Source organism: Streptomyces sp. NPDC005899 (genome assembly GCF_040629645.1).
GTDB lineage: Bacteria > Actinomycetota > Actinomycetes > Streptomycetales > Streptomycetaceae > Streptomyces.
Genome location: NZ_JBEXWB010000028.1, coordinates 1 through 26650, shown reverse-complemented (window position 1 = coordinate 26650; position 26650 = coordinate 1). Strand labels below are relative to the sequence as shown.

The 26650-nt window shown below is 73.8% G+C and carries 19 protein-coding genes and 1 pseudogene; 6 read left to right on the top strand and 14 right to left on the bottom strand.

The features are described from left to right. Window positions 1-133: 133 nt before the first annotated feature. Complete coding sequence (locus tag ABZ371_RS06175) at window positions 134-826, bottom strand: metal-dependent transcriptional regulator (RefSeq protein WP_358674193.1); 693 nt, start codon at window positions 824-826, stop codon at window positions 134-136. 199 nt (window positions 827-1025) lie between these two features. Here ABZ371_RS06175 and ABZ371_RS06170 point away from each other — a divergent pair, with 199 nt between their 5' ends. Next, a complete protein-coding gene (locus tag ABZ371_RS06170) occupies window positions 1026-1781 on the top strand; it encodes an SIS domain-containing protein (RefSeq protein WP_358674190.1) in 756 nt (251 codons plus the stop codon). Window positions 1782-1913: 132 nt separating this feature from the next. On the opposite strand, the gene ABZ371_RS06165 is transcribed toward ABZ371_RS06170, so the two are convergent. After that, the gene (locus ABZ371_RS06165) at window positions 1914-3278 is read right to left on the bottom strand and encodes a PAS domain-containing protein (RefSeq protein ID WP_358674187.1); all 1365 of its coding nucleotides are present in this window, start codon (window positions 3276-3278) and stop codon (window positions 1914-1916) included. A gap of 315 nt (window positions 3279-3593) precedes the next feature. On the opposite strand from ABZ371_RS06165, the gene ABZ371_RS06160 reads away from it, so the two are divergent. From ABZ371_RS06160 to ABZ371_RS06150, 3 genes are all read left to right on the top strand, one after another. Then, a complete protein-coding gene (locus tag ABZ371_RS06160; RefSeq protein ID WP_358674184.1) occupies window positions 3594-5240 on the top strand; it encodes an LAETG motif-containing sortase-dependent surface protein in 1647 nt (548 codons plus the stop codon). Window positions 5241-5333: 93 nt separating this feature from the next. Continuing rightward, entirely contained in the window at window positions 5334-5984 is a 651-nt protein-coding gene (locus ABZ371_RS06155) for a SigE family RNA polymerase sigma factor (RefSeq protein WP_358674181.1), read from the top strand. A 16-nt stretch (window positions 5985-6000) separates the two neighbouring features. Further along, window positions 6001-6801, top strand: coding sequence for a hypothetical protein (locus ABZ371_RS06150; RefSeq protein WP_358674178.1), 801 nt, complete (start codon window positions 6001-6003; stop codon window positions 6799-6801). Window positions 6802-7204: 403 nt separating this feature from the next. On the opposite strand, the gene pdxH is transcribed toward ABZ371_RS06150, so the two are convergent. Beyond that, the gene (pdxH, locus tag ABZ371_RS06145) at window positions 7205-7837 is read right to left on the bottom strand and encodes a pyridoxamine 5'-phosphate oxidase (protein ID WP_358674222.1); all 633 of its coding nucleotides are present in this window, start codon (window positions 7835-7837) and stop codon (window positions 7205-7207) included. Between the two features lie 294 nt (window positions 7838-8131). Between pdxH and ABZ371_RS06140 the strand changes: the two genes are divergently transcribed. Beyond that, a complete protein-coding gene (locus tag ABZ371_RS06140) occupies window positions 8132-9241 on the top strand; it encodes a citrate synthase 2 (RefSeq protein WP_358674175.1) in 1110 nt (369 codons plus the stop codon). A gap of 73 nt (window positions 9242-9314) precedes the next feature. Here ABZ371_RS06140 and ABZ371_RS06135 read toward each other — a convergent pair whose 3' ends face one another. The 9 genes and pseudogenes from ABZ371_RS06135 to ABZ371_RS06095 all read right to left on the bottom strand — a co-directional run. Then, window positions 9315-9908 (bottom strand): TetR/AcrR family transcriptional regulator, encoded by a 594-nt coding sequence (locus tag ABZ371_RS06135; RefSeq protein WP_358674172.1) that lies wholly within the window; start codon window positions 9906-9908, stop codon window positions 9315-9317. Next, entirely contained in the window at window positions 9896-10639 is a 744-nt protein-coding gene (locus tag ABZ371_RS06130; protein ID WP_358674169.1) for an enoyl-CoA hydratase family protein, read from the bottom strand. The genes ABZ371_RS06135 and ABZ371_RS06130 overlap by 13 nt, the downstream gene beginning before the upstream one ends. Next, window positions 10636-12210 carry a 4-coumarate--CoA ligase family protein gene (locus ABZ371_RS06125; protein WP_358674167.1) on the bottom strand — a complete coding sequence of 525 codons (1575 nt, stop codon included), beginning with the start codon at window positions 12208-12210 and terminating at the stop codon, window positions 10636-10638. Before ABZ371_RS06125 ends, ABZ371_RS06130 begins: the two co-directional genes overlap by 4 nt. Before the next feature lie 92 nt (window positions 12211-12302). Beyond that, a complete protein-coding gene (locus ABZ371_RS06120; RefSeq protein WP_358674164.1) occupies window positions 12303-13466 on the bottom strand; it encodes an acyl-CoA dehydrogenase family protein in 1164 nt (387 codons plus the stop codon). Beyond that, entirely contained in the window at window positions 13463-15397 is a 1935-nt protein-coding gene (locus ABZ371_RS06115; RefSeq protein WP_358674161.1) for a biotin carboxylase N-terminal domain-containing protein, read from the bottom strand. The genes ABZ371_RS06120 and ABZ371_RS06115 overlap by 4 nt, the downstream gene beginning before the upstream one ends. 7 nt (window positions 15398-15404) lie before the next feature. Continuing rightward, entirely contained in the window at window positions 15405-17003 is a 1599-nt protein-coding gene (locus tag ABZ371_RS06110; RefSeq protein WP_358674158.1) for a carboxyl transferase domain-containing protein, read from the bottom strand. Further along, window positions 17000-18703: an acyclic terpene utilization AtuA family protein gene (locus ABZ371_RS06105; protein WP_358674155.1), complete on the bottom strand. Its 1704-nt coding sequence runs from the start codon at window positions 18701-18703 to the stop codon at window positions 17000-17002. Before ABZ371_RS06105 ends, ABZ371_RS06110 begins: the two co-directional genes overlap by 4 nt. Then, window positions 18700-19506 carry a TIGR03084 family metal-binding protein gene (locus tag ABZ371_RS06100; protein WP_358674152.1) on the bottom strand — a complete coding sequence of 269 codons (807 nt, stop codon included), beginning with the start codon at window positions 19504-19506 and terminating at the stop codon, window positions 18700-18702. Before ABZ371_RS06100 ends, ABZ371_RS06105 begins: the two co-directional genes overlap by 4 nt. 471 nt (window positions 19507-19977) lie before the next feature. After that, window positions 19978-20946 (bottom strand): annotated as a pseudogene (locus tag ABZ371_RS06095) (EamA family transporter); the annotation flags it as partial. 163 nt (window positions 20947-21109) lie between these two features. Here ABZ371_RS06095 and ABZ371_RS06090 point away from each other — a divergent pair. Then, window positions 21110-22057, top strand: a complete 948-nt coding sequence (locus ABZ371_RS06090; RefSeq protein WP_358674149.1) for a LysR family transcriptional regulator — start codon at window positions 21110-21112, stop codon at window positions 22055-22057. 99 nt (window positions 22058-22156) lie between these two features. Here ABZ371_RS06090 and ABZ371_RS06085 read toward each other — a convergent pair whose 3' ends face one another. Both ABZ371_RS06085 and ABZ371_RS06080 read right to left on the bottom strand, forming a co-directional pair. Next, the gene (locus ABZ371_RS06085) at window positions 22157-24943 is read right to left on the bottom strand and encodes an FAD-binding and (Fe-S)-binding domain-containing protein (RefSeq protein WP_358674146.1); all 2787 of its coding nucleotides are present in this window, start codon (window positions 24941-24943) and stop codon (window positions 22157-22159) included. Window positions 24944-25019: 76 nt separating this feature from the next. Continuing rightward, the gene (locus tag ABZ371_RS06080; RefSeq protein WP_358674219.1) at window positions 25020-26591 is read right to left on the bottom strand and encodes an LCP family protein; all 1572 of its coding nucleotides are present in this window, start codon (window positions 26589-26591) and stop codon (window positions 25020-25022) included. Between the last annotated feature and the right edge of the window lie 59 nt (window positions 26592-26650).

The window sequence follows — 26650 nt, the reverse complement described above, 5'->3', positions numbered from 1 at the left end:
CCCGCAAACGCAGTGGACGCCCTGCTCACACAGGGCGTCCACAGGGCGCGTAAACGACGTCCGCGCTGGTCAGGGCCGGTATTCGGCAGTCCGCACCGCCCTCGCGTCGGGCCCCCGCCAGGGGACGCCCGGCTCAGCGCTTCGCGACGAAGACGTGGGAGGCGACTTCGGGGCCCAGCTCGGCCGCTTCGCCGCTGGACCCGACGAGCACACCGCCGGCCGACTCGGTCACGCTGACGACCGAGCCGGGCTGCACGCCCGCGCGCCGCAGGGTGTACATCAGCTGGGCATCGGTCTGGATCGGCTCACCGATGCGGCGCACCACCACCGTCTTGCCCTCCGGGCCGGGATCGAGTTCGGACAGGCTCACCATGCCCTCGTCCAGGAACGGGTGGGACTCCGCCTCCTCGCCCAGCTCGTCCAGGCCCGGGATGGGGTTGCCGTACGGAGACTCCGTCGGGTGGCGCAGCAGCTCCAGCACCCGGCGCTCCACGGCCTCGCTCATCACGTGCTCCCAGCGGCACGCCTCGGCGTGGACCTGCTCCCACTCCAGACCGATCACGTCGACGAGCAGGCACTCGGCGAGGCGGTGCTTGCGCATGACCCGGGTGGCGAGGCGGCGCCCCTCGTCGGTCAGCTCGAGGTGGCGGTCGCCCGCGACCTGGACGAGCCCGTCCCTCTCCATGCGCGCCACCGTCTGGCTGACGGTCGGACCGCTCTGGTCCAGCCGTTCGGCGATCCGGGCGCGCATCGGGACCACGCCTTCCTCTTCGAGCTCGAGGATGGTGCGGAGATACATCTCCGTCGTGTCGATCAGTCCGGACATTCGTGCCCCTCGATGCTGTGACGTGAAGTCGTCGTGCGATGGCCCTGCACCAATTCTGACGCATGGCACCGCCAACCGTGCCGCACCGGGTCGCGGCCGGCACCCGGGGCCCCCGGAGCGCTATTGACAGGTCACTGGTCCAGACCGCAACGTGATCCGCGGCACACGGTCCCCCACTTCCGCAGGAAAGGCCTCCTCGATGAGCGACAGCAAGCTCGCCGGCCAGTTCTTCGACGCAGCGATCGGCCTGCTGGAGCGTGTGCGCGACGAGGAGGCCGGATCCATCGCGGCCGCGGGCACCGCGATCGCCGACACCGTCGCCGCCGGCGGCCGGCTCTTCGCCTTCGGCGCCGGGCACTCGTCGCTCGCCGCCCAGGACGTCGTCTACCGCGCGGGCGGCTTGGCGCTGATGAACCTGCTCGCGGTACCGGGCACCGTGGGCGTCGACGTCATGCCCGCCACGCTCGGCTCGGCCCTGGAGCGGGTGAACGGCCTGGCGGGTGCCGTTCTCGACTCCAGCCCCGCCACGTCCGGCGACCTCCTCGTGATCATCTCCCTGTCCGGGCGCAACGCGCTGCCGGTGGAGATGGCGCAGAACGCCCGGGCGCTCGGCCTGACGGTCATCGGGGTCACCTCCGTCGCGTACGCGGCGGGCACACGCTCCCGGCACGCCTCGGGAGGCTTCCTGCGGGACCACTGCGACATCGTCGTCGACAGCAAGATCGCGATCGGGGACGCGGAATTGACCGCGGAGGGCGTCGAGGCGCCGTTCGCGCCCGCTTCGACGGTCGTGACCAGCGCGTTGATGCAGGCGATGGTGGCCACCGCCGCGGAGGAGCTCGTCACCCGGGGGATCGAACCGCCGCTGCTGCGGTCGGGGAACGTGGACGGCGGCCACGAGTGGAACGGCCGCGTGATGCGCGAGTACGGCGACCGCATCTTCTACCGGCACTAGCGGGAAACCGGCACCAGCGGCACCTTCGGGACGCCGGCCTTCGGTGGGCCGGCACCGTCGGCACGCCGGCACCCGCAGCGCCGCCCCGGTGGGCGGACGGGCGGCCATTTCCCGGGCGGGGCGGCTCTCGCCTCATCCCCGCGGGGAGGGCGGGGTACCGCCCCCACCCGTCAGCAGGGCCAGATCCACGGCCGAGGCGACCCGGACCGCCACGCTCTCCGCGTACACGGCGTCCGGGCGCCCGAAGGCGCTGCGGTTCGCCGCCCGCAGGAACGTCACCACCCCGAGCGTCCGGCCCCGGCTCCGCAGCACCGCGCACAGCGCGTGCACCGAGTCACGGGGCCACCGCCGCTCCACGGCCCACCGGTCGTCCGCCCCGGGACCGGCACTGACACGGACCGGGCCCGTGCGCTCCACCGCCTGCACGGCGGGGTGCCCCGCCCCGTACACCACCGGGATCGAGCCGCCCGACACCGGAAGGCAGGGGCCCGGTGCGTCGAAGGGCGTCGCGGCGGTCCGGACGAGCCGCTCCCCCTCCAGCAGGTCCACCACGACGTGGTCGGCGAACCCGGCCAGGGCGTAGTCCAGCGACGAGGTCGCCGCCTCCATCGGGTCCTCGCACTCGGCGGCCTGGCGCGCCGCCCGGTGCAGCTGGCTGGACCGGAAACGCACCAGGTCCGCCTCCTGCTCCGCGAGCTTCGCCGCCGTCACGTCCCGGAACAGCCAGCCGACCCCGAGGGGGACCGGCTTCTCGGCGAGGGGTGAGGACAGCCGGAGGAACCCGCTGCGCCAGCAGCGCCGCCGGTCGCCCTCGCCGGCCCGCAGGGTCACCCACAGCTCGGCCGGGGCGGGCGGCGCCCCTTCGGCGAGCACGTGGTGCAGGGCTCCTTCCAGCTCCTCGACGCCCTGCGTGACCAGCTCGCCCAGCGGGCGCCCCAGCAGCGAGGCGCGCCCGCCGCCCAGCGCCCGGGCCGCGTAGGCGTTGACCACGGTCGGGCGCAGATCCACGTCGACGGCGACGACACCCCAGGACGCGTCCTCGAAGAGGGCCTCGCCGAGCGCGATGGACCGCTCCAGATCGATCTGGGCGTGCACCTCGCTGAACGCGCAGTACACCCCGGCGGGCTTGCCGTCCGCGCCGCGCACCCCCGACGACTGGGTCCTGACGAGGACGCGCCCGCCGTCCTTGCGCAGCAGCGCGAACTCGTCGACCTGTCTGCCCGGCGCGTCCATGGCGGCCAGCAGCCGCCTCCGCACGTCCTGTGCGTCCGCGGTCCGCACGGCCCACCCGGCGAAGCCGTGCCGTCCCACCGCCTCCGCCGCGCTCCATCCGAGGATCCGTTCGGCTTCGCGGTTCCAGTGGGTGATGGTGCCGTGCGCGTCGAACGCGCACAGTGCGGCGTCCATGCCGTCGAGCAGCGCGGCGAGCAGCACGGCTCCCCCGGGCGCGCCCGGATCACCGGGAACAGTGGTCCCGGTTCCGCTGGAAGGACTCATCCCGTACCCCCGCACGTCTTCGCACGTCAGACCCCTATTCAACTGGAACCCGGCGGCGCGCACAGCCCGTTCCCGGAAATAGGCGGCGCGGGGCCCCCGACGGGCCGACGGCCGGGCGGGCGGGGGCCTCCGAGTGCCCCTGTGCACGGCCCCGGGAAAAACTTTCCGGACACCTGCAACCCCGAGGGGAGTCGCACGTCTTTCCCCATGAAGGCAGCGGTAGGGGCGGCGGGCCGGGGGGACCGGAACGAGAGCCGCCGCGTCACACCGCGTCACATGAACGCACACACGCGACACCCCTGGGGGATGCACGTCATGAAGAAGCACCTTTCGTCCCGGTTTGCCGTCCGGTCGTCGGTCGTCGCCGCCTCGCTCCTGCTCTCCGTCGTGGCCCCGGTCGCCGTCGCCGGAACGGCGGCGGCACAGCCGTCAGGCACCTTCACCGGGGTCTCGTCGGCAGCGGCTCCGCGGATCGACAGCGTCCGGCCGGCGGAAGCCTTCACCTTCGGCGAGCGCGTCCGCATCGTCGCCAGGATCACCAACCCGTCCGACCAGCAGATCAACGGCGACCAGCAGACCACCGTCTCGTTCGCCCACGGCCGGCAGGTCGACGCCGGCCTGGGGATCATCCCCGCCGACAGCTCGCAGGTCGTGCTGGAGCAGCGCGGCGCCGACGGCATCCGGCGGGTGCCCCTCGGCCGCGCGGCCGACGGATCGCTGCAGGCGCTCGTCACGATCGGCAAGGGGAAGCCGATCCCCGCGGGTGCCACGGTCACGGAGGACTTCTACCTGACCGTGGACCCGTCCGTCCCCGCCGGAGTGACACTGGGCGAGTTCTCGCTCGGTTCGGACACCGAAGCCACGGGCCGCAGGTCCACCAGCTTCCCCATGAAGCGGGACTCCGTCGCCGACAAGGTGGCCGTCACCGGGCTGGACGGCAGGCCGGAGCTGGTCACCGGTGGCGCGCCCGTCGAGTTCGGCGTCACGGTCACCAAGGGGTCGGCGGTGGCGAAGGGCAGCGCCAACTTCTTCTTCGTGTACACCCCGAACAGTGACCTGGACCCGCAGCACGTGACCGTCGAACGCCGCGACGCGGCAGGCGTCTGGGTCGCGGTGAAGACCGGCAAGCAGGACCAGAGCGTCCTCGGCGACATGGGCGACGGCGCCATGGAGGCCGGCGAGACCCGCACCTACGACCTGAGGCTCAGCCTCACCCGCAACTTCCCCGCCGGCGCGCGGAGCGGCACGTTCACCATGGACACGGGCAACGCGACGGCGTCTTTCGGTTTCGATGTCCGTCACGAGGGCGGCTCCGCGCCGGCCCCGGACGTCGACCGCGAGCTGGCCGTCTCCTTCGGCGGCGTCCAGGGCGTCACCCCCCTGCGGGCAGCGGGAGCCGCCGAGGAGTTCACCGCCACGGTGCGCAACAAGGGTGGCGTCCCGCAGTCGCCGCACGTCCTGCTGGAGATCACCGACCGGGACGTCGAGCGCCGGATGGCCGCCGGCGAGGTCCGCCTCGAGCAGTACTCCGGGAAGGGCTGGACCACGTCGGCACTGGCCCCGTCCGAGGAAGGCGGTCACCTCATGGCCCGGATCACTCCCGGGCTGCCCACGCTGGCTCCGGGCGCCGCCGTCACCTACCGCCTGCGGATCGCCGCCACGTCCGCGATGAAGGCCAGGGCCTTCGACCTGGACGTCGAGGCACGCGCCGAACTCTCCTCCACGCGCCGGAGGCTGGCCTTCGGCGTGGAGTCCGGGGCCACGCCGGTGGCTGCCTCCTCCACCGCCGCCGTCCCCGTCTCCGCCGACGGCTCGGCCGAGGAGCCGGCCGCGCCGGTCGCCGACGGCAGGATGGCCGAGACCGGAGGCGGCGACTCCACGCCGCTGCTGCTGGGTTCGGCCGGCGCGCTGCTCGCGCTCGGTGCGGCCGGTCTGCTGATCGCCCGCCGACGGGCCCTGTGAGCTGGAGTAACCTTTCGAGGCTGAGGATCGCGGGGGAAGTGGATCACCGGGTCGAGCAGCGCAGCACCCGTGTGGTCCGGAGGTCCCGCCGCGATGGCCCTGTCGCTCGTATCCGCTTTCCCACGTCCCAGGACGCCCTGGTGGCGCACGCTGTTCGCGTCCGCGCCGGGGAGTCCGCCGGACCGCGCGGCGACCCCCGCGTGGTCCGGTTCGGCGGCCGGGGGCGGACCGGAGGCCGGACGGGAAGCCCCCCGGCCGACGGTCACCGACCTGTACCACGCGCACCGTCTGTCGATGGTGCGGCTGGCGGTCCTGCTGGTGGACGACCAGCAGTCCGCCGAGGACGTGGTCCAGGACGCCTTCGTGGCGCTCTACAAGCGACACGGCAGCCTCCTGGAGAACGTGGACAACGCACTCGCCTATCTGCGCACCTCGGTGGTGAACACCGCCCGCTCCACGCTGCGGCGCCGCAGGACGGCACGCGAGTACGTGCCTCCGCACGAGGCCGATGCCGCCTCGGCCGAGGACCACGCCCTGCTGGGTGACGAACACCGCCGGGTCCTCGACGCGTTGCAGCAGCTCACCACCCGCCAGCGCGAGGTCCTGGTCCTGCGGTACTGGTCCGACCTGAGCGAGGCGCGGATAGCGGAGACGCTGGGGCTTTCCAGGGGGGCGGTGAAATCCACCGCGAGTCGCGCCCTGGATGCCCTGGAGCGGGTCATGAAGGCCCAGGAACAGGACTGAGAGGAGGAGGGCCCTGATGCACGAGCCCCGACCGCACGACGCCCGGCCCGCCCGCACGCGGACCGAGGAACTGCTCGTCCGCGCGCTCGCCGCCCGCGCCGGACAGATCACGCACCACTCGCTCCGGCCCGGCGCACCGCCCGTGGGGAACTGGGCGGCCCGTGGCCGGGGACCACTCCTGATGGCCCTCGCGGCGAGCGTCGCGGGGGTGGCGCTGGTGGGCGGCGCGGTGATGACCCTGACCGCTCAGGACCCGCGGCCGGGAGTCGCGACCGCGCCCACCACCGGAATGTCCACGCCTGCCCCGCTCCCGTCCGCCCCGGCGCCGTCCACGCCACCCGCGTCGCCTTCCGGCCGGGCGTCCTCGCCCTCCGGCGAAGGAGTGGTGGTCCCGCCGCCGGAGGGGGACACCGCACCCGCGCGTCGCACGGTGAAGGTGGTCTACGGCCCGCAGAACGCGACGACCACCCTGCGGACCGGTGGGGCCGCACGCGTGTTCGAGGCCACGGTCACCAACATCCAGGGGGAACCCGCCGAAGACGCCGCCGACATCCTCACCGTCACGGCCGGGGCCGGAACCCTGCGGCCGGGCTACGTCCGGGTGTCCGTGTACGAGGCGGGGGCGTGGAAACCGGTGGGCGGTACCGACAGCGGTGGATACACGGCCGAGCTGGCCCGGGGGTCCCTCGCCGACGGGGCGGAACGCACCGTCCGTGTCCGTGTCCAGCTGGGCTCCGACCTCCCGGGCACCATCGACGACCTGCGCGTCTCCTTCTTCAGCGACGGGGGCTCGGAGACGTTCCGGCTCTCCGGATGACCGGTGCCGCCTGTTCCCGCGACCGGCGTTCTTCCTCTCACGGATAAATGGCTTGTCCCGTGCCGGGCGGGTTCCTATGGTGGATTCACACGCGAAAGGAGGTGTTCCGGAAGTGATTTCTTCTCGGACTCGTGAGGTGACTGCGGGCTGACGCCCGTCGTCGCGCTCTTTGCAGTGCAGGCCGGTCGCCGGCCAATCCCAAGCAGTCACCGCCCGCAGGCTCGCCGGTAAGTCCGGCCGGCTCCTCCGCGAGGAGGAACCAGAGCCTGCGGGTTTCTGCGTGTCCGGGCCAGGAGTCCGCCGCGCGGGCGGCGCCCTCGCCCGGCGAACGCCCCCCGCTCATGCCTCTTCCGACAGGCAGGCCCCGCTCGTACGGCCGCACGTGCGCCGCGGACCGGCCGGGTCACGGGCAGAGCCGCTCCACCCTCCAGGGGGCGGCCGGGGCCTCCCGGACGTACCGCAGCCTGTCGTGCAGCCGGTTCTCGCGGCCCTGCCAGAACTCGATCGCCTCCGGCACGACCCGGAAGCCGCCCCACTGCGGGGGTGCCGGGACCTTCTCGCCCTCCGGGTAGCGGGCCGCCAGCTCCTCGTAGCGGGCGGTCAGCTCCTCGCGGGAGCCGACCACCGCCGACTGGTCGCTGGCCCACGCGCCGAGCTGCGAGCCGTGCGGACGGGTACGGAAGTAGGCCACCGTCTCCTCGCGTCCCACCCGGGCCGCGGTGCCGGTGACGATGACCTGGCGGGCCAGCGGGTGCCAGGGGAAGAGCAGGGAGACGTGGGGGTTCGCGGTCAGCTCACGGCCCTTGCGGGAGCCGTAGTTGGTGAAGAAGACGAAACCCCGGTCGTCGTAGTGCTTGAGCAGCACCGTGCGGGAGGACGGGCGTCCGTCGGGCGTGGCGGTGGAGACCACCATCGCGTTCGGCTCGTGGAGCAGACCGCCGCCCGCGACCTGCCGGAACCAGCGGGCGAACTGCTCCATCGGGTCGTCGGCGAGGTCCTTCTCGGTGAAGTCCGCGGAGCGGTACTGCTCGCGCATCGCGGCCGGATCGGTGGTGCAATCGGATGACGGGACGCGTGAGGAGGCGGCGGCGGGGCACGGAGTGGCATCTGCTGTGGGCACGAGGGCCATCCTGCCGCAGGGGGCGGATCATCCGGCGGGAAGGGGCACGAAAGCCGGACCTCGGCCACCGGAGGACGGCCGGGGCCGGGAGCCGAGCCGGGTGCTGTGCCCGACGTCACCCTTCCGCGCACCGTGCGTACCCGCCAGTATCGTGGGCAGACCCCGTGGGAACAGGGGTCCACACAGCCGCCGAGCCGAGGGAGCCGCCTGATGTCCGACTTCGTACCCGGACTTGAAGGAGTCGTCGCGTTCGAGACGGAGATCGCCGAACCCGACAAGGAGGGCGGCTCGCTCCGCTACCGAGGCGTCGACATCGAGGACCTGGTGGGCCACGTGTCGTTCGGCCACGTGTGGGGCCTGCTGGTGGACGGAGCGTTCGATCCCGGCCTGCCGCCCGCCGAACCGTTCCCGATCCCCGTGCACTCCGGTGACATCCGCGTCGACGTGCAGTCGGCGCTCGCCATGCTGGCGCCGGTCTGGGGTCTGAAACCGCTGCTGGACATCGACGAGGAGACCGCGCGCAACGACCTCGCGCGCGCCGCCGTGATGGCGCTGTCCTACGTCGCCCAGTCGGCGCGGGGCCAGGGCCTGCCGATGGTGCCCCAGAGCGAGATCGACAAGGCGCAGTCCGTGGTCGAGCGGTTCATGATCCGCTGGCGCGGCGAGCCGGACCCCAAGCACGTCAAGGCCGTCGACGCCTACTGGACGTCGGCCGCCGAGCACGGCATGAACGCCTCGACCTTCACCGCCCGTGTCATCGCCTCGACCGGCGCGGACGTGGCGGCGGCCCTCTCCGGGGCCGTGGGCGCGATGTCCGGCCCGCTGCACGGCGGCGCACCCTCCCGGGTGCTCGGCATGATCGAGGAGATCGAGCGGACCGGGGACGCCGCGGCGTACGTCAAGCAGGCTCTGGACAAGGGCGAGCGCCTGATGGGCTTCGGCCACCGCGTCTACCGCGCCGAGGACCCGCGCGCCCGGGTCCTGCGCCGCACGGCCAGGGAACTGGCCGCACCCCGCTTCGAGGTCGCGGAGGCCCTGGAGAAGGCCGCGCTGGAGGAACTGCACTCCAGGCGCCCGGACCGGGTCCTGGCGACGAACGTCGAGTTCTGGGCGGCCATCGTGCTGGACTTCGCCGAGGTCCCCGCGCACATGTTCACGTCGATGTTCAGCTGCGCCCGTACGGCGGGCTGGTCGGCGCACATCCTGGAGCAGAAGCGGACCGGACGGCTGGTGCGCCCCTCGGCCACGTACGTCGGCCCGGCCGCCCGCGACCCGCACGAGATCTCGGGCTACGACCGGCTGGCGGACCTGGCGAACTGAACACTCGGTCGCCGGGACCGCGCCGGGGGGCCGGGGCGGCCCTGCCCTCCGGCGCGGTCCCACGGCCCCGGTCTCAGCCGAGCGCGTCGTCGAGCACGGCCGCCCACTGCGCCACGACACGGCGCCGTCTGGCCGTGTCGTCGGTCAGCAGGTTGGCGAGGCCCAGGCCACGGGCCATGTCGAGGAGGCCCTGGACCGTCTCGCGCACCCCGGGCCGGGTCTCGTCGGCGCGCAGGAGTTCCACGGCGATGCGGTGCGTCTCGCGGCCGACCCGGGCTTCGAGCTCGGTGACGCGGGGGCGCAGCTGCGCCTCGTTGGACGCGGCCACCCAGAGCTGGAGCGCGGCCCGGAACAGCGGGCCGGTGTACAGGTCGACGAGGGCGGCGACCACCGCCGTGCGGCCCTGGACGGGCAGGGCGCGCAGGGCGGCGGAGCGTTCCTCGGCGACGTACTCGACGGCGCCGGTGAACAGGTCCTCGCGGGTCGGGAAGTGGTGCTGGGCCGCGCCGCGCGAGACGCCGGCGCGCTCCGCGACGACGGAGACCGTGGAGCCCGCCCAGCCGTGTTCGGCGAGGCAGGCGACGGCGGCCTCCAGGAGGCGCAGGCGGGTGGCGCGGCTGCGGTCCTGCTTGGGGGTCTTCGCGTGGGGTGGTGTCACAGCAGCCATGCGGGATCCCGTCGTTCCAGGAAGGCCGTCATCCCCTCCCTGGCCTCGTCGGAGGCGAAGAGTGCTGCCGAGCGGGCGATGAGGTCTTCGGCGTACCGGTCGAAAGTCTCCAGCACAGTAGCGGTGACCAGCTCCTTCGATGCGGCCAGCCCCTGGGGTGAGGCTCTGCGCAGCCCGTCCAGCACCGGTTCGAGCGCCGTGTCGACGTTCCCGGTGGAGTCGGCGGCCACGGAGACGAGGCCGATGCGGACGGCCTCCGCGGGGCCGAAGCGCTCCCCGGTGAGGTAGTAGCGGGCGGCGGCGCGGGGGTCCAGGCGGGGCAGGAGCGTCAGGGAGATGACGGCGGGGGCGAGGCCAAGGCGGGATTCGGTGAGGGCGAAGCTCGCCTCGGGACCGGCCGCCGAGATGTCGCAGGCACCGAGCAAGCCGAGGCCGCCCGCCCGGACGTGCCCGGCGACCCGGGCGACGACCGGCTTGGGCAGGGCCACGACGGAGCGCATGAGCGCGACGAGGGCGTGCGGGTCGGGTGGTGCGGTGAGGTCGGCGCCGGCGCAGAAGGTGGTGCCGGTGTGGGTGAGCAGGACGGCCCGCACGGCCGGGTCGGCCGCGCAGCCGGCCAGCGCGTCGTGGAGTTCCTGGACGAGCGCCGCGGACAGCGCGTTGCGGTTGGCCGGCGAGTCGAGGGTGAGGGTGGTGAGGCCGCGGTCGTGGGTGCGGTGGACGAGGGTCATCGCTGCTTCTCCCGGTCGCGCAGTTCCCGCCGGAGGATCTTCCCCGAGGCCGCGCGCGGGACGGCGTCCACGAACGCGACCCGTCTGACCTTCTTGTACGGGGCGGCCCGCTCGGCGACGTACGCCATCACCTCGTCCCCGGTGAGGCCGGGGGCCTGCGGGGAGCGGACCACGAAGGCCTTGGGCACCTCGTTGCCGTCGTCGTCGTGGACGCCGATGACGGCCGCGTCCGCGATGGCGTCGCTGGTGAGGAGCAGCGCCTCGAGTTCGGCGGGGGCGACCTGGTAGCCCTTGTACTTGATGAGTTCCTTCACCCGGTCGACGACGTAGAGCCAGCCGTCGGCGTCCACGCGCCCGACGTCGCCGGTGTGGACCCAGCCGTCGCCGTCGATCATGCCGGCGGTGGCCTCGGGGTGGCCGAGGTAGCCCTTCATCACCTGGGGGCCCCGGATGAGGATCTCGCCCTCGGCGCCGGTCCCCACGTCCGTGCCGGGGTCCGCCAGCGAGGTGATCCGCATCTCCGTGCTGGGCAGGAGCTTGCCCACGGTGCCGGGCGGCGGGTTCGGTTCGTCGAGCGGTACGACGTGGGTGCCGGGCGAGAGTTCCGTCATCCCGTACGCCTGCCGTACGGGCGGCAGGCCGAGGCGGGCCGAGCAGGCCGCGGCGAGTTCGGCGTCCAGCGGGGCGGCGGCGCTGACGATGTAGCGGAGCGAGGAGAGGTCGTACGCCCCGACCATGGGGTGCTTGGCCAGTGCCAGGACGATGGGCGGGGCCACGTACAGGCCGCTGATGCGGTGGGTCTGGATCGCGTCGAGGAACTGCGCGAGGTCGAAGCGGGGCAGGACGACGACGGTGGCGCCGTGGCGGAGCGGGGCGTTCATGAGGGCGGTCAGCCCGTAGATGTGGAAGAAGGGGAGTACGGCGAGGATGCGCTCGCCCTCGCCGATGGGGACGAAGGGGCGCAGTTGCTCCAGGTTCGTGGCGATGGAGCGGTGGGTGAGCATGACGCCCTTGGGGACACCGGTGGTGCCCGAGGAGTAGGGCAGGGCGGCGATGTCCTCGGACGGGTCGATCGTCACGTCCGGCTCGGGGGCGGTGGAGCCCAGCATGTCCAGGACGGAGGTGTGCCCCTCGGCCTGGTCGCAGACGAAGATCTCCTGGATTCCGCCGGCGAGTTCGGCCGCGCGGCGGGCGGTGTCCAGGAGCGGGGACACGGTGACGATCCAGCGGGCGGCGGCGTCGCCCAGCTGTTTGGCGAACTCCTCGGGGGTGGCGAGGGGATGGATGGTGGTGACGGTGGCGCCCGCCCGCGTCGCCCCGTAGAAGACGGGCGGGTAGGCGATGGTGTTGGGGCTGTGCAGGGCGAGTACGTCTCCCTTGCGCAGTCCCGCTTCGGCGAGGGCGGCGGCGATGCGGCGGTGGAAGGTGTCGAGCTGGGCGTAGGTGACGGTCATGCCGTTCGTCGCGTCGATCAGGGCCGGGGTCTCACCGAAGCCGGCGGCCCTCCCGAGGACGGCGTCGTGGATGGGTGCGGCCAGGGCCGGGACATCTGCGTACTCGCTGCGGAACACTGTGGCGGTCCCTTCAAAGCGGGTGGACGGGCGGTCAGGATCCCCTCCCCGCCGGGATATGGGGAGCCCCCGCGCGACGGCCGTCGCGCGACTCAGTAGGACTTCGGCAGGCCCAAGGTCTGGTGGGAGACGTAGTTGAGGATCATTTCCCGGCTGACGGGTGCGATGCGGGCGACGCGCGAGGCGGTGATCAGGGAGGCGAGTCCGTACTCGCGGGTGAGCCCGTTGCCGCCGAGGGTGTGGACGGCCTGGTCGACCGCCTTCACGCAGGCCTCGGCGGCCGCGTACTTCGCCATGTTGGCGGCTTCCCCGGCACCGATGTCGTCGCCCGCGTCGCACAGACCGGCCGCCTTCTGCATCATGAGCCGGGCCAGCTCCAGTTCGATGTGGGCGACGGCCAGCGGGTGGGCGACGGCCTGGTGGGCGCCGATGGGCGCTTTCCACACCTGGCGGGTGCCCGCGTACTCGACGGCCCTGCCGAGCGCGTACCTGCCCATCCCGATGGCGAACGCGGCGGTCATGACGCGTTCCGGGTTGAGTCCGGCGAAGAGCTGGAGCAGACCCGTGTCCTCCTCCTCGCCGACGAGGGCCCCGGCGGGGAGTCGCACGTCGTCGAGGACCAGCTCGAACTGCTTCTCGGCGGCCTGCAGTTCCATGTCGATGGGGGTGCGTGTGAAGCCGGGGGTCTCGCGCTCGACGATGAAGAGGCAGGGTTTGAGCCTGCCGGTGCGGGCGTCCGCGGTGCGGCCGACGACGAGGGTCGCGTCGGAGATGTCGACACCGGAGATGAAGACCTTGCGGCCGGAGAGGACCCAGTCGCCGCCGTCGCGGCGGGCGGTGGTGGTGATGCGGTGCGAGTTGGAGCCGGCGTCGGGTTCGGTGATGCCGAAGGACATCGTCAGGGTGCCGTCGGAGAGGCCGGGCAGCCACCTCCGCTTCTGGTCCTCGGTGCCGAAGCGGGCGATGACCGTGCCGCAGATCGCCGGGGAGACGACCATCATGAGCAGGGGGCTGCCGGCCGCGCCGAGTTCCTCCAGGACGATGGACAGCTCGGCCATGCCGGCGCCCCCGCCGCCGTACTCCGCGGGGAGGTTCACACCCAGGAAGCCGAGCTTGCCGGCCTCGGCCCAGAGCTCCCGGGGGTGTGCGCCCTCGCGGGCCAGGCCGGTGGTGTAGTCCCGGCCGTACCGCCTGCCGAGTGCGGCGACGGCGGCGCGGAGCGCCTTGTGCTCTTCGGTCTCGAGGACGGTGCTCATGGGTTCGTCTCCTCCTGGTGCACGGGGGCGTCGGTCACGACGGCGAGCAGAGCGCCGACCTCCACCTGGAGGCCGGGGGCGGCGTGGAGCGCGGTGAGGGTGCCGGCGGCGGGGGCGAGGATGCGGTGTTCCATCTTCATCGCCTCCAGCCAGATCAGCGGCTGCCCGGCCTCGACGGCCGCGCCGGGCGCGAGCCCGTCGGCGAGGCGGACGACGGTGCCGGGCATGGGGGCGAGCAGGGAGCCGGGTTCGGTTCGGGCGGCGGGGTCGCTGAAGCGCGGCAGGACGGTGAAGGTGTACGAACCGTGGGCGCCGTCGACGTGCACGCGGTCGCCGTGCGGGGTGACGCTGAAGTGCCGGGTGACGCCTCCTGCTTCGAGGGCGACGCGGCCCGGCCCGGCGGTGGTGACCCGTTCGCCCGTGACGGGTGCCGGGCCGTCGCGGCCGGTGCGGTAGGCGATCTCGAACTCGGCCCCGTCGGGTTCGCCGCGGTAGCGCCTGGTCTGGTCCTGCGAGGGCAGGTTGCGCCAGGCTCCGAAGCGGGTGGGGGCCGCGGCGGAGGCGAGGGCGGCGGCCGTGGCGGCGAGGCGGCGGCCGTCCTCGCCTGCCGGGGCGGTGAGCGCGGCCAGGTGGCGGTCGTAGAAGCCGGTGTCGAGGCGGGCCGCCACGAAGTCGGGGTGGCGCAGGGACCGGACGAGCAGGTCGCGGTTGGTGACCGGTCCGTGGATGCGGGCGCGTTCCAGGGCGCGGGCGAGGAGCCGCACGGCCTGGGCACGGGTGGGGGCGTGGGCGATGACCTTGGCGAGCATCGGGTCGTAGTGCACCCCGACCGTGTCACCACCGGTGTACCCGGTGTCGAGGCGCAGGCCGGGCTCGTCCGGGACCTCCAGGGTGAGCAGTGCTCCGGTCTGTGGCTGCCAGTCGCGGGCGGGGTCCTCGGCGTAGAGGCGTGCCTCGACGGCGTGGCCGGCGGGCGGTGGGGGCGCGGCCGCGGGCAGCGGTTCACCCTCCGCGACGCCCAGTTGCAGGGCGACGAGGTCGATCCCGAAGACCGCCTCCGTGACGGGGTGTTCGACCTGGAGCCGGGTGTTCATCTCCAGGAAGTACGGGCGTCCCCCGGCCGAGACGAGGAACTCGACGGTTCCCGCCCCCCGGTAACCCACGGCCCGGGCGGCGGCGACGGCGGCGTCGTGCAGCCGCTGCCCGAGCGCGTCGCCGAGGCCGGGGGCGGGGGCCTCCTCGATCACTTTCTGGTGGCGGCGCTGGAGTGAGCAGTCGCGGGTGCCGAGCGCCCACACCGTGCCCTGGGCGTCCGCCATGATCTGCACCTCGACGTGCCGGCCGTGTTCGACGTACGGCTCGGCGAAGACCTCGCCGTCCCCGAAGGCGGCGGTGGCCTCGGCGACCGCGGCCGTCAGCTCCCCGGGCAGGTCGCCGAGGTCCCGGACGATCCGCATCCCGCGCCCGCCGCCGCCGGCCGCGGCCTTGAGCAGCAGCGGAAGGTCGCCGGTGGTGGCGCGCGCCGGGTCGACGGGGGCCAGGAGCGGCACGCCGGCGGCGGCCATCAGCTCCTTGGCGCGGGTCTTGGACGCCATCAGCTCGACGGCCTCGACCGGCGGGCCCACCCAGACGAGCCCCGCGTCCCGCACGGCCCGGGCGAACCCGGCGTTCTCGGAGAGGAACCCGTACCCGGGGTGCACGGCGCCGGCGCCCGCCGCGAGGGCGGCGGCAACCACCAGGTCACCGCGCAGGTAGGTGTCGCCGGCCGCTGTGCCGGGGAGGCGTACGGCGGTGTCGGCCTCCCGTACGTGCAGGGCGCCGGCGTCCGCGTCGGAGTACACGGTGACGGTGGCGATGCCGAGTTCGCGGCAGGTGCGGAAGATCCGGCAGGCGATCTCGCCCCGGTTGGCGACGAGCAGGGTGCTGATCATCTGGGCCTCACATCCGGAAGACGCCGAAGCCGCCGCGGGCGCCCTCGACCGGTGCGGTGTGGATCGCGGACAGGCAGACGCCGAGGACGGTGCGGGTGTCGCGCGGGTCGATGACCCCGTCGTCGTACAGCCGTCCCGACAGGAACATGGGGAGCGACTCGGACTCGATCTGCTGCTCCACCATGGCGCGGAGTCCGGCGTCGGCCTCGTCGTCGTAGGGCAGGCCCTTCGCCGCGGAGGAGGCGCGGGCGACGATGGACAGGACGCCGGCCAGCTGCTGGGGGCCCATGACGGCGGACTTGCTGCTGGGCCAGGCGAAGAGGAAGCGGGGGTCGTAGGCGCGGCCGCACATGCCGTAGTGCCCGGCACCGTAGGAGGCGCCCATCAGCACGGACAGGTGCGGGACCTTCGAGTTGGCCACCGCGTTGATCATCATCGCGCCGTGCTTGATGATGCCACCCTGTTCGTACTCCTTGCCGACCATGTAGCCGGTGGTGTTGTGGAGGAAGAGGAGGGGGATGTCGCGCTGGTTGGCGAGCTGGATGAACTGCGCGGCCTTCTGCGACTCCTCGCTGAACAACACGCCCTGGGCGTTGGCGAGGACGCCCACCGGGTAGCCGTGCAGGCGGGCCCACCCGGTGACCAGGCTGGTGCCGTAGAGCGGCTTGAAGGGGTCGAAGTCCGATCCGTCGACGAGCCGGGCGATGACCTCGTGCGGGTCGAAGGGCACCTTGAGGTCGTCCGGGACGATCCCGGCGAGTTCGTCCTCGTCGTACTTCGGTGGTTCCACGACGTCCGGGTCGGGGTGCGCCTTGCGCCAGTTGAGGCGGGCGACGATCCGCCGCGCCTGCCGGATCGCGTCGTGCTCGTCGACGGCGAAGTGGTCGGCGAGTCCGGAGGTGCGTGCGTGCATCCCGGCGCCGCCGAGGGATTCGTCGTCGCTCTCCTCGCCGGTGGCCATCTTCACCAGGGGCGGGCCGCCGAGGAAGACCTTGGACCGCTCGCTGATCATCACCGTGTGGTCGGACATGCCGGGGACGTACGCCCCGCCGGCCGTCGAGTTGCCGAAGACGACGGCGACGGTCGGGATGCCGGCCGCCGACAGCCGGGTGAGGTCGCGGAAGAGGGCCCCGCCCGGGATGAAGATCTCCTTCTGCGAGGGCAGGTCGGCACCCCCCGACTCGACGAGGCTGACGCAGGGCAGCCGGTTGGCGAAGGCGATCTCGTTGGCCCGCAGTGCCTTCTTCAGCGTCCAGGGGTTGGAGGCTCCGCCGCGTACGGTCGGGTCGTTGGCCGTGATCAGGCACTCCACCCCCTCGACGACGCCGATCCCGGTGACGAGCGACGCGCCGACCGCGTAGTCGCTGCCCCAGGCCGCGAGCGGGGACAGCTCCAGGAACGGGGTGTCGGGGTCGACCAGCAGCTCGATCCGCTCCCGGGCCAGGAGCTTGCCGCGCTTCCGGTGCCGCGCCACGTACTTCTCGCCGCCGCCCGCCAGGGCCCTGGCGTGCTCGGCGTCGAGCTCGGCGAGTTTGGCCAGCATGGCCTCGCGGTGGGCGGCGTAGGCGGGGCCGGTGGTGTCGAGGGCGGTGGGCAGGACGGTCATGCGGTCACCTCCGGTGGGTCGAGCAGCGTCACGGGGACGGGGACGTGCCGGGAGCGCAGCCACTCCCCCACCGCCTTGGCCTGGGGATCGAAACGTGCCTGCGCGGCGACGCCCTCACCGAGGAGTCCCCGGACGGTGAAGTTGAGGGCCCACAGGTTCGGCAGGACGTGGCGCACGACGTCGAGCGCCGCGGTCTCCGGAAGGAGCTCCTGGAAGCGTGCGACGGTCAGTTCGTGCGCCAGCCACCGCCAGGCCTCCTCCGAGCGCACCCACACGCCCACGTTGGCGTCGCCGCCCTTGTCACCGCTGCGGGCCCCGGCGACGAGGCCGAGCGGGACCGTGCGCGTGGGCCGGTCGGGCAGCGGCTCGGGGAGCGGGGGCTCCTCGACCGCCTCCAGCACCCGGTACCGGCCGGCCGCCGGCACCGCCTCCCTCCGCCCGTCCGGCAGTACGGCCACGTGCGCGGCCTCCTGTGCCGGTATCTGCCCGGCCTCGAAGACCCCGTACGGGCTGCCCTTGCCCGGTGGCGCGGTCACGTGGAAGCCCGGGTAGCTGCCGAGCGCGAGCTCGACGGCCGCTCCGGACACCGCGCGCCCGACCACCTCGGCGTCCTGGTCGCGGACGACGAGCCGGAGCAGCGCGCTGCCCGTCTCCTCGGTGGCTGCGTCCGGCCGGTCGGTGCGGGCGAGTTCCCACCGCACCTCGGCGGGTGCCCGGTCCGCGCGGGCGAGGGCGTCGGTGAACTGCTCCCGCACGAGCCGGGCCTTGGCGTCGATGTCGAGGCCGGTCAGCACGAAGACGACCTCGTTGCGCCAGCCGCCGAGCCGGGTGAGCCCGGTCTTCAGGGTGGGCGGCGGGGCCTCGCCCCGCACCCCGCTGATCCGCACCCGGCCGGGGCCGTCCCCGGTGAGCGTCACGGTGTCCAGCCGGGCGGTGACGTCGGGTCCGGCGTACCGGGCACCGGCCGTCTCGTACAGCAACTGTGCCGTGACGGTGCCGAGGTCGACGACGCCGCCCGTGCCGTCGTGCTTGGTGACGACGGCCGATCCGTCGGCGTGGATCTCGGCGAGCGGGAAGCCGGGGCGGCGGACGTCGTGCTCGCCGAAGAAGGCGTAGTTGCCTCCGGTCGCCTGGGTGCCGCACTCCAGCACGTGCCCCGCGACGACGGCCCCGGCGAGCGCGTCCAGGTCCGTGGGCCCCCAGCCGAAGTGGGCGGCGGCGGGCCCGGTGACCAGGGCGGCGTCGGTGACGCGTCCCGTGACGACGATGTCCGCCCCGGCCCGCAGGCAGGCGGCGATCCCGGCGCCGCCGAGGTAGGCGTTGGCGGTGAGGTATCCGGCGGGCACGGGGAGGCTGTCGCCCTCGACGTGGGCGACGCGCACGGGCAGCGACAGCTTGTCCGCGAGCTTCCGCACGGCGTCGGCGAGTCCGGCCGGATGGAGTCCGCCGGCGTTGGTGACGATCTTGACGCCCCGCTCGTGGGCCAGGTGGAGGTTCTCCTCCAGTTGCCGCAGGAAGGTGGTGGCGTATCCGCGGCTCGGGTCCGCGATCCGGCTGCGGCCCAGGATCAGCATGGTGAGTTCGGCGAGGTAGTCCCCGGTCAGGACGTCCAGGGGCCCGTCGGTGAGCATCTCGCGTACGGCGTCGAAGCGGTCGCCGTAGAAGCCGGAGGCGTTGCCGATGCGCAGCGGCCGCTTCACCGCTCGCCCTTCCTGGGGCGGTCCTTGCCGGGCGGGCCCGCGTAGGCCTGCGCGATGTCCAGCCACCTCTCGGCGTCCGGGCCCACGGCCCGCAGCGAGAGGTCGTCGCGGTGCGCGCGCCGGGTGACGAGCAGGCAGAAGTCGAGGAGGGGCCCGGTGACCCGCTGGGCGGCGTCCTCGGGGCCGTACACGCTCGTCGTCCCGTCCTCGGCCCGCAGCTCCACCCGGAACTGCTCGGCGGGGGGTTGCGCTCCCCGCACGAAGTAGGCGTAGTCCCGGGCCCGTACGCCGATCCTGGCGACGTGCCGCAGACGGGTGGACGGCTTGCGCGTCACCCCGAGGGCGTCGGCGACGTCCTGTCCGTGGGCCCAGGTCTCCATGAGCCGTGCGGTGGCCATGGAGGCGACGCTCATGGGCGGCCCGTACCAGGGGTACTTCGCCTGCGGGGGTGCCGCCCGCAGCGCGTCCTGCAACCGTGCCCGCCCCTCCCGCCACTCCACGAGCAGCGCGTCCGGTGCCAGGGCGGCGACGGCTTCCCCGGCCGCCTCGGCGACGAAGGTCTCGGGGGCGGCCGCCGCCTCGGCGGCCTTCCCGGCGAAGCCTCCGGGGTCGGTGACGGCAAGCAGGGCGACCTCGTCGGTCCAGTTGAGATGGGCGATCTGGTGCGCGACGGTCCACCCTTCGGCGGGCGTGGGAAGGGCCCATCCCCCGGCGTTCAGCCCGGCGACCAGCAGGTCGAGTTCCTCGCTCTCCTGGCGCAGGTCGTCGAGCACGGCGGCGGACACGGCGGATGCGTCGGACACGGTGCGCTCCCCTCGGGGCGTGGCGGTGTGCCCCGGAGCATGGCAGTGCCCCGCAAAACAAGCAAGCACGCTTGCATGATTTTTGGCCGACCGGCACCGTCTCGGGCGCCGGGCCCGTCAGCCGTCCGCCCCCGCCCGGCACCCCGCGACCGAGGACCATCGCCTGGTCATCACCACGGACTCCGCCTCCGCACGCCACAAACGGGCGACGTCCGGCCCGGCACCCGGCTACTCCGTGCGCTCGCCCTCGGCCTGCGACGGCTCCGTCCTGGAGACGTCGGGATGCCTCGCGGGCACCTTGCCGCGCTCCGTGACCTCGTCGCGTTCACCCTCGGCCTGGGAGGGGGTGTGCGCGTACAGGCCCTCGTACTCATCGGCTTCCTGGCCGGCACCCATGGGCAGGCCTCCTTCCTCCGGTCCCTTCCATCGTGCCCCCCGCACTCTCTCCCGGCGCGGCGACGCCGTCCCGGCGGTCCGGCCGCGCACGGCCCCGACGCTCGCACCGACGACCAGGGCGACGGCCAGGGCGTCCGTCGTGGACAGGGCCTGGTCGAGGACGAGGAAGCCCGCCAGGGCCGCGATGGCCGGTTCCAGGCTCATCAGGACCGCGAAGGTGGGAGCCGGCAGCCGGCGCAGGGCCATGAGTTCCAGGGTGTACGGGAGGACGGAGCTCAGGAGCGCCACGGCGAGGCCGAGGCCCAGGGTGGAGGGGACGACGAGTCTCGCGCCCGCCTCCATGACCCCGAGCGGCAGCGAGAGGACCGCGGCCACGACCATCGCCAGGGCCAGTCCGTCGGCCTGCGGGAAGCGGCGGCCGGTGCGGGCACTGAAGACGATGTACGCCGCCCACATGGCACCCGCCCCCAGGGCGTAGGCCGCTCCGGCCGGGTCCAGGCCGCCGAAGCCTTCCCCGGGAGCCGCGCCCCCACCGAACAGGGGGGACCACATCCCGCTGAGCAGCACGACCCCGCAGAGGGCGAGGCCCGCCCAGACGAGGTTGACCAGGCGCCGGGAGGCGGCCACGGACAGGACCAGGGGGCCGAGGACCTCCAGGGTGACGGCGGCGCCCAGCGGGATGCGCTCGGCGGCCTGGTAGAAGAGCGTGTTCATCGCGCCCATCGCGAGACCGAAGGCCACCACGGTGCCCCAGTCGGCCCGCGAGTGCCCGCGCAGCTTCGGGCGGCAGACGGCCAGCAGCACGAGTGCGGCGGCGGCGAGGCGCAGGGTGACGACACCGAGAGCGCCCGCCTTCGGCATCAGCAGGACCGCGACGGCCGCACCGAACTGCACGGAGAGGCCGCCCGCGACGACGAGGGCGACCGGGCCCAGTGCCGCTCCGCGGCCGCCGGGCCGTCCGCGCCCCGGCTCGCCCAGGGCGGAGACCGCCTCGGGTACGGAGACGGCTGCGGCGGGCTGCGCGGCGCTGCGCGGGTCGTTCACCTGATGCCTTTCGGGAGGTTCGCGGTTCACCGGAGTGACAGTCCAACGGAATGTACCGGCAGTCCACGATACGCGACTGTCGGGGACCTTCCCGGACTCCCACCGTAAGGACCCCCGCGCGTCCCGTGAAATGCCCGCTGCGCTCCCGTTATGCTCGCTGGGCATGAGCACTGGACAGGACACGGGACACGGCGCCGGACGCGGTGTGGAGGTCCGGCACCTGCGGGCCTTCCTGGCCGTCGCCGACGAGGGCAGCGTGACCCGGGCCGCCGCACGTCTCCGGCTCACCCAGCCCGTCGTCTCCCGCACGCTCGCCGCTCTGGAACGGCATCTGGGGATCCGGCTCGTCGACCGGTCCACCCACCATCTCGCCCTCACCCCGCAGGGCGTGGACTTCCGCGACCGGGCCGCCGCCGCGGTCGCCGCCTTCGACGAGGCCCTCGACCCGGGGCGGCGGCGCCACCGGCCGCTCCGGGTCGGGCACGCCTGGTCGGCGTTCGGCCCGTACACCACGCCACTGCTGCGGACCTGGCAGCGGCTCCACCCGGACACCCCGCTCGAACTGCTGCGGATCGACGACCGCACGGCCGGCCTCGCCCGCGGCGAGGTCGACGCGGCGCTCCTGCGCGGGCCCGTGGACACACCGGGGCTCGTCGCCGAGATCCTGTTCACCGAGGACCGGGTGGCCGCCGTCACCACCGACGGCCCGCTCGCCGCCCGCTCGTCGCTCCCGCTGAGCGACCTGACGCGGGGAGCCGTCGTCCTGAACACCGTCTCCGGGACCACCACCCCGGACCTGTGGCCGCCGCACGCCCGGCCCGTCGCCACCCTCACCGTCGCCAACACCGACGACTGGCTCACCGCCATCGCGGCCGGGCGGGGGTCCGGTGTCTCCGGGGCGTCCACCGCCGCCATGCACACGCACCCCGGGGTCACCTACCTGCCGCTCGACGACGCCCCGCCGCTCCCCGTGCTCCTGGCCCGCCGGGACGGTCCCGGCCACCGGGCGCTGCCCGATCTGGTGGACCTCGCGCGGGACATCGTCGCCGGCGCGCGCGAGGGCCTGCGGACGGACCCGGGGGCGCCGCCGCCCCCGGGCGCCCGCGGCTGAGGGCACCGGTACCGAAACGGCCCTCCGACCCGGGCCTTCCGTGCGCCCCGGGCACTTTCGCGCCGCGCGCCAAGCACGTATCCGGCCGGCGCGGCCCGCCTAGCCGTCCAGCCCCTCGGCCAGCACCTCGGCGAGGTGCCGGGCGCGGCGGCCGGCCAGCTGGTCGAGCTGGGTGCGGCAGGAGAAGCCGTCCGCGAGGAGTTCCGCACCGGGTGGGGCCGCCCGGACGGACGGCAGGAGGCGGTCCTCCGCGCAGGCCACCGAGACGTCCCAGTGGCCCTTCTCGAAGCCGAAGTTGCCCGCCAGCCCGCAGCAGCCACCGCTCAGTTCGCCCGTGAGGCCCGCCCTCTCCCGGAGCCGCCGTTCGGCCGCGTCCCCGAGGACGGCGTGCTGGTGGCAGTGGGTCTGGCCGGCGACCGGGCGGTCCAGGCGGGGCGGTGTCCACTCGGGGGCGTACTCCTGGAGGTACTGGGCCAGTGTCCGGACGGAGGCCGCCAGCGCGGCGGCGCGGGGGTCGTCGGGGAGGAGCTCCGGGAGATCCGTGCGGAGGGTGGCGGCGCAGCTGGGTTCCAGCACGACGACCGGCCCGCCGGGGGAGGGCCCCAGCCGGTCCAGGGTGCGGCGCATGACCGTACGGGCGCGGTCGAGGCGGCCGGTCGACACGTAGGTGAGGCCGCAGCAGACGCGGCCGGCCGGCTGGACGGGGGTGCGGCCGGCCGCCTCCAGCACGCGGACCGCGGCCCTGCCCACCTCGGGCGAGAAGTGGTCGGTGAACGTGTCCGGCCAGAGGGTGACGGCCGGGCCCCCCGCCGGTGCCCGGCGTCTGCGGGCCCAGGCCCGGAAGGTCTGCCGGGCCAGGACCGGGACGGGCCGCTGCGGGGCGACGCCCGCGAGCCGTCTGGCGAGTGCGGCCACCGGGGCGACCCGGGCGAGCGCGTTGAGCACACCCGCGAAGGGGGCGGCCGCGCGCAGCCACCGGGGGAGTCCGCCCATGGTGTAGTGGGCGGCGGGCCGCAGCCGCCCGCGGTAGTGGTGGTGCAGGAACTCCGCCTTGTACGTGGCCATGTCGACGCCGACCGGGCAGTCGCTGCGGCAGCCCTTGCAGGACAGGCACAGGTCGAGGGCGTCGCGTACCTCCGTGGACCGCCAGCCGTCCTCGACGACCTCGCCGGCGAGCATCTCGTGGAGCAACCGGGCGCGGCCCCGGGTGGAGTGGGCCTCCTCGCCGGTCGCCCGGAAGGACGGGCACATGACGCCGGGGCCCGCCGCGGCCGTCGTGCGGCACGCGGCGACCCCGACACAGCGGCGCACCGCCGCCGAGAAGTCGCCGCCGTCGTGCGGATAGCCGAAGGCCACGTCCACGGGCCGCTTCGGGAGCACGTCGAAGCGGAGGTTCTCGTCCAGCCGTGCGGGGCGGGCGAGCACACCCGGGTTGAGGCCGCCGTCCGGGTCCCACAGGTCCTTGAAGCGGGTGAACAGCTCGACGGCCTCCTGACCGTACATGCGGGGGAGGAGTTCCGCCCTGGCCTGTCCGTCACCGTGCTCGCCGCTCAGCGACCCGCCGTGCGCGACGACGAGGTCGGCCTGGTCCTCGGAGAAGCGGCGGAAGCGTGCGACCCCCTCCTCGCTCAGCAGGTCGAAGTCGATGCGGACGTGGACGCAGCCGTCGCCGAAGTGGCCGTACGGGGTCCCCCGCAGCCCGTGCCCGGCGAGCAGGTCCCGGAAGTCGCGCAGGTAGGCGCCGAGGTGTGCGGGTGGTACGGCGCAGTCCTCCCAGCCCGGCCATGCCTCCGTCCCGTCGGGCATGCGGGTCGCCGTGCCGGCGGCGTCCTCCCGGATGCGCCAGAGGGCCCGCACCGCGGCGGGGTCGGTGACGACGGCCGCGTCCAGGGCGTCGGCCGCGCGCAGGAGGCGCGCGGCGTGCGCGTGCGCCTCGGCGGGGGTGGCGCCGCCCGTCTCGGCGAAGAGCCAGGCCCCGCCGCGTGGCAGACCGGCCGGTTCGCGTACGAGGTCGGCGGCCATGCCCTCGACGGTGAGCGGGTGGTACGGGAGGAGTCCGGGAGCGGCGTCGGCGGCCGCGGTCTCGTCGGCGTAGCCGAGGACGGCGAGGGCGCGGGCGCGCGGGGCCTCGACGAGCCGCACGGTCGCCTCGGTGACGACGGCCAGGGTGCCTTCGCTGCCGCAGAGGGCACGGGCCAGGTCACCGCCGTGCTCGGGCAGCAGGGCGTCCAGGGCGTATCCGGAGATGCGGCGCGGGAGCGTGGGGAAGCCGGTGCGCAGGAGGGCACGGTGGGCTTCGGCGAACTCGCGGATCCCCGGTGGCGCTCCGGTGAGGCCCCGGCCGAGGTGCAGGGGCTCTCCGTCCCCGTAGCGCAGGACGCGCAGGCCGTGGACGTTGTCGGCGGTGGTGCCCCAGGCGACGGAGTGGGAGCCGCACGCGTTGTTGCCGATCATGCCGCCGAGGGTGCAGCGGCTGTGGGTGGAGGGGTCGGGTCCGAACGTCAGCCCGTGCGGGGCGGCGGCTTGCCGCAGGTCGTCCAGGACGACCCCGGGCTGGACGACGGCGGTGCGGCCGACCGGGTCCAGTTCGGCGATCCGGCGCATGTGCCGGGTGAAGTCCAGGACGACACCGGTGCCCGTGGCCTGCCCGGCGATGGAGGTGCCTCCGCCCCGGGGCACGACCGGCACCGAGTGCTCCCGGCAGACGCGCAGGGCGGCGGCCACGTCCTCGGCGTCGCGGGGGGAGACGACTCCCGCGGGGACCCGGCGGTAGTTGGACGCGTCCATGGTCGTCAGGGCGCGGGCGGTACGGGAGAAGTCCACGTCACCGCGGACGGCGGCGGTGAGGTCGCGGACGAGGTCGGGGTTCGGGTGCACGGCGCGCATGGGGCCAGCATGCCGCCGCCGGCCGCCGCGCGTCGCGGATCACCCGACGCGCCGTGCGGCCGGCGCCGCCGGCGGACTACTTGGCGCAGACCGCCTTGTCCGCCTCCACGCGCTGGATCTCGTCCGGGGCCTTGCGCGGCGCGGAGAGCGGGGTCCCCGCCTTCTGGAAGTCCGGGCCGAGGGTCAGCACCATCGGGTCCATGGCACCGGCGTCCGCCGTCCCGGGCTTCAGGGCGGCGGCCGACAGGCCCAGCATCCCGGCCAGCGTGCGCGCCTGGTCGGCCTGGTTGGGGGCGTAGACGAGCTGGGTCTTCTTGACGTTCTCGGGCGCGTTGGCCTTGTTGGTGGACTTCAGGACGTGCTGCTCGTTCTGCAGCCAGTCCAGGGCGTTCTGCGCGGAGCCGGCCGGTGCGCCTCCGTTGTAGACGTCGACCCGCACGTCCGCCGGGTCGGCCGTCCTCCCCTTGAGCTTGGCGGCGTCCCTGGCCTTCGCGTCGGCCTTCTCCTGCTTCTCCACCGCGGTGAAGGAGACGTCCTCGCGCATCATCGAGAAGACCTGCGGCGCCTTCGTCTTGTCGAGGACGACCGTGGCCTTGACCTTCTCGGCCGGGTTGTCGACCACCGGCACGGTGGTGAAGGTGATGTTCTTCGGCTCGACCGAGGCCAGCTCCATGCCCAGTTTGCGGAGCTGGTTTATGTCGTCGATCTTGTCGTCGACCGTGAGCGCCTTGGTGGCGGCCTCCGCGAGGCTCCACATCCTGGTGGGGCTCGTCAGCGTGTCGTTGGACTTGAGCTTCCTCATCAGGGACCCCAGGAACTGCTGCTGGATCTCGATGCGGCTCAGGTCTCCGCCGAAGCCCACGGAGTGCCGGGTGCGCAGGAAGGCCAGGGCCTGTTCCCCGTCGAGGGTGTGCTCGCCCTCGGAGAGCTTCAGGTGGGAGTCCGGGTCGTCGATGTCCTTGGCGAGGCAGACGTCCACCCCCTCCACGGCGGTGGTGAGGGTCTTGACGGCGTTGAAGTCGGCCACCATGAAGTGGTCGACCTCGATGCCGGTGAGCGCGGTGACGGTACGCATGGTGCAGCTGGGGGTGCGGTCGTACTGCCCGAGGCTCTCGTTGAAGCGCTTGCCCGGCGTCGCCGGGATGTCCTTCGTGGAGCCGTCGCTCTGGGTGGTCGGACAGTCCGGGATGTCGGTTATCAGGTCACGCGGGATACTCAGCGCGGTCGCGTTCGTACGGTCCTTGGAGACGTGGAAGAGGATCGTGGTGTCGGCGTGGCCGACGCTCCCCTTGTCCCCGTAGCCCTCGTTGCCCGCGCCGGTCCGCTTGTCCGTCCCGATCACCAGGACGTTGATGGCACGGTCCTTGCTGAAGCCGCCGGTGCCGGCCCCGTCGCTGGAGACCGAGGTGATGTTGCCGTTGAAGTGCTCGTAGACGAGGTAGCCGGTCGTGCCGACGCCCACCAGCAGGAAGGCGAGGACCCCGCCGGTCCACACCAGTGCCTTCTTCCTGGCGGACTTCTTCGGCCTGCGCCGTCCGGTGGGCGGGGCCGCCGCCGTCCGGTTCGCCGCCCGGCCGCCCGGCTTGCCCGCGCCGTCCCGGTCCGCGCGGCCGCCGGCGCTCCGGCGCCCGCCGTGCTGGCCCGGCACGGAGGCCCGCTCGTCGGAGGGCGGCGTGGTGCGGGACGCCTCGCGGCGCCGGCCCGGCG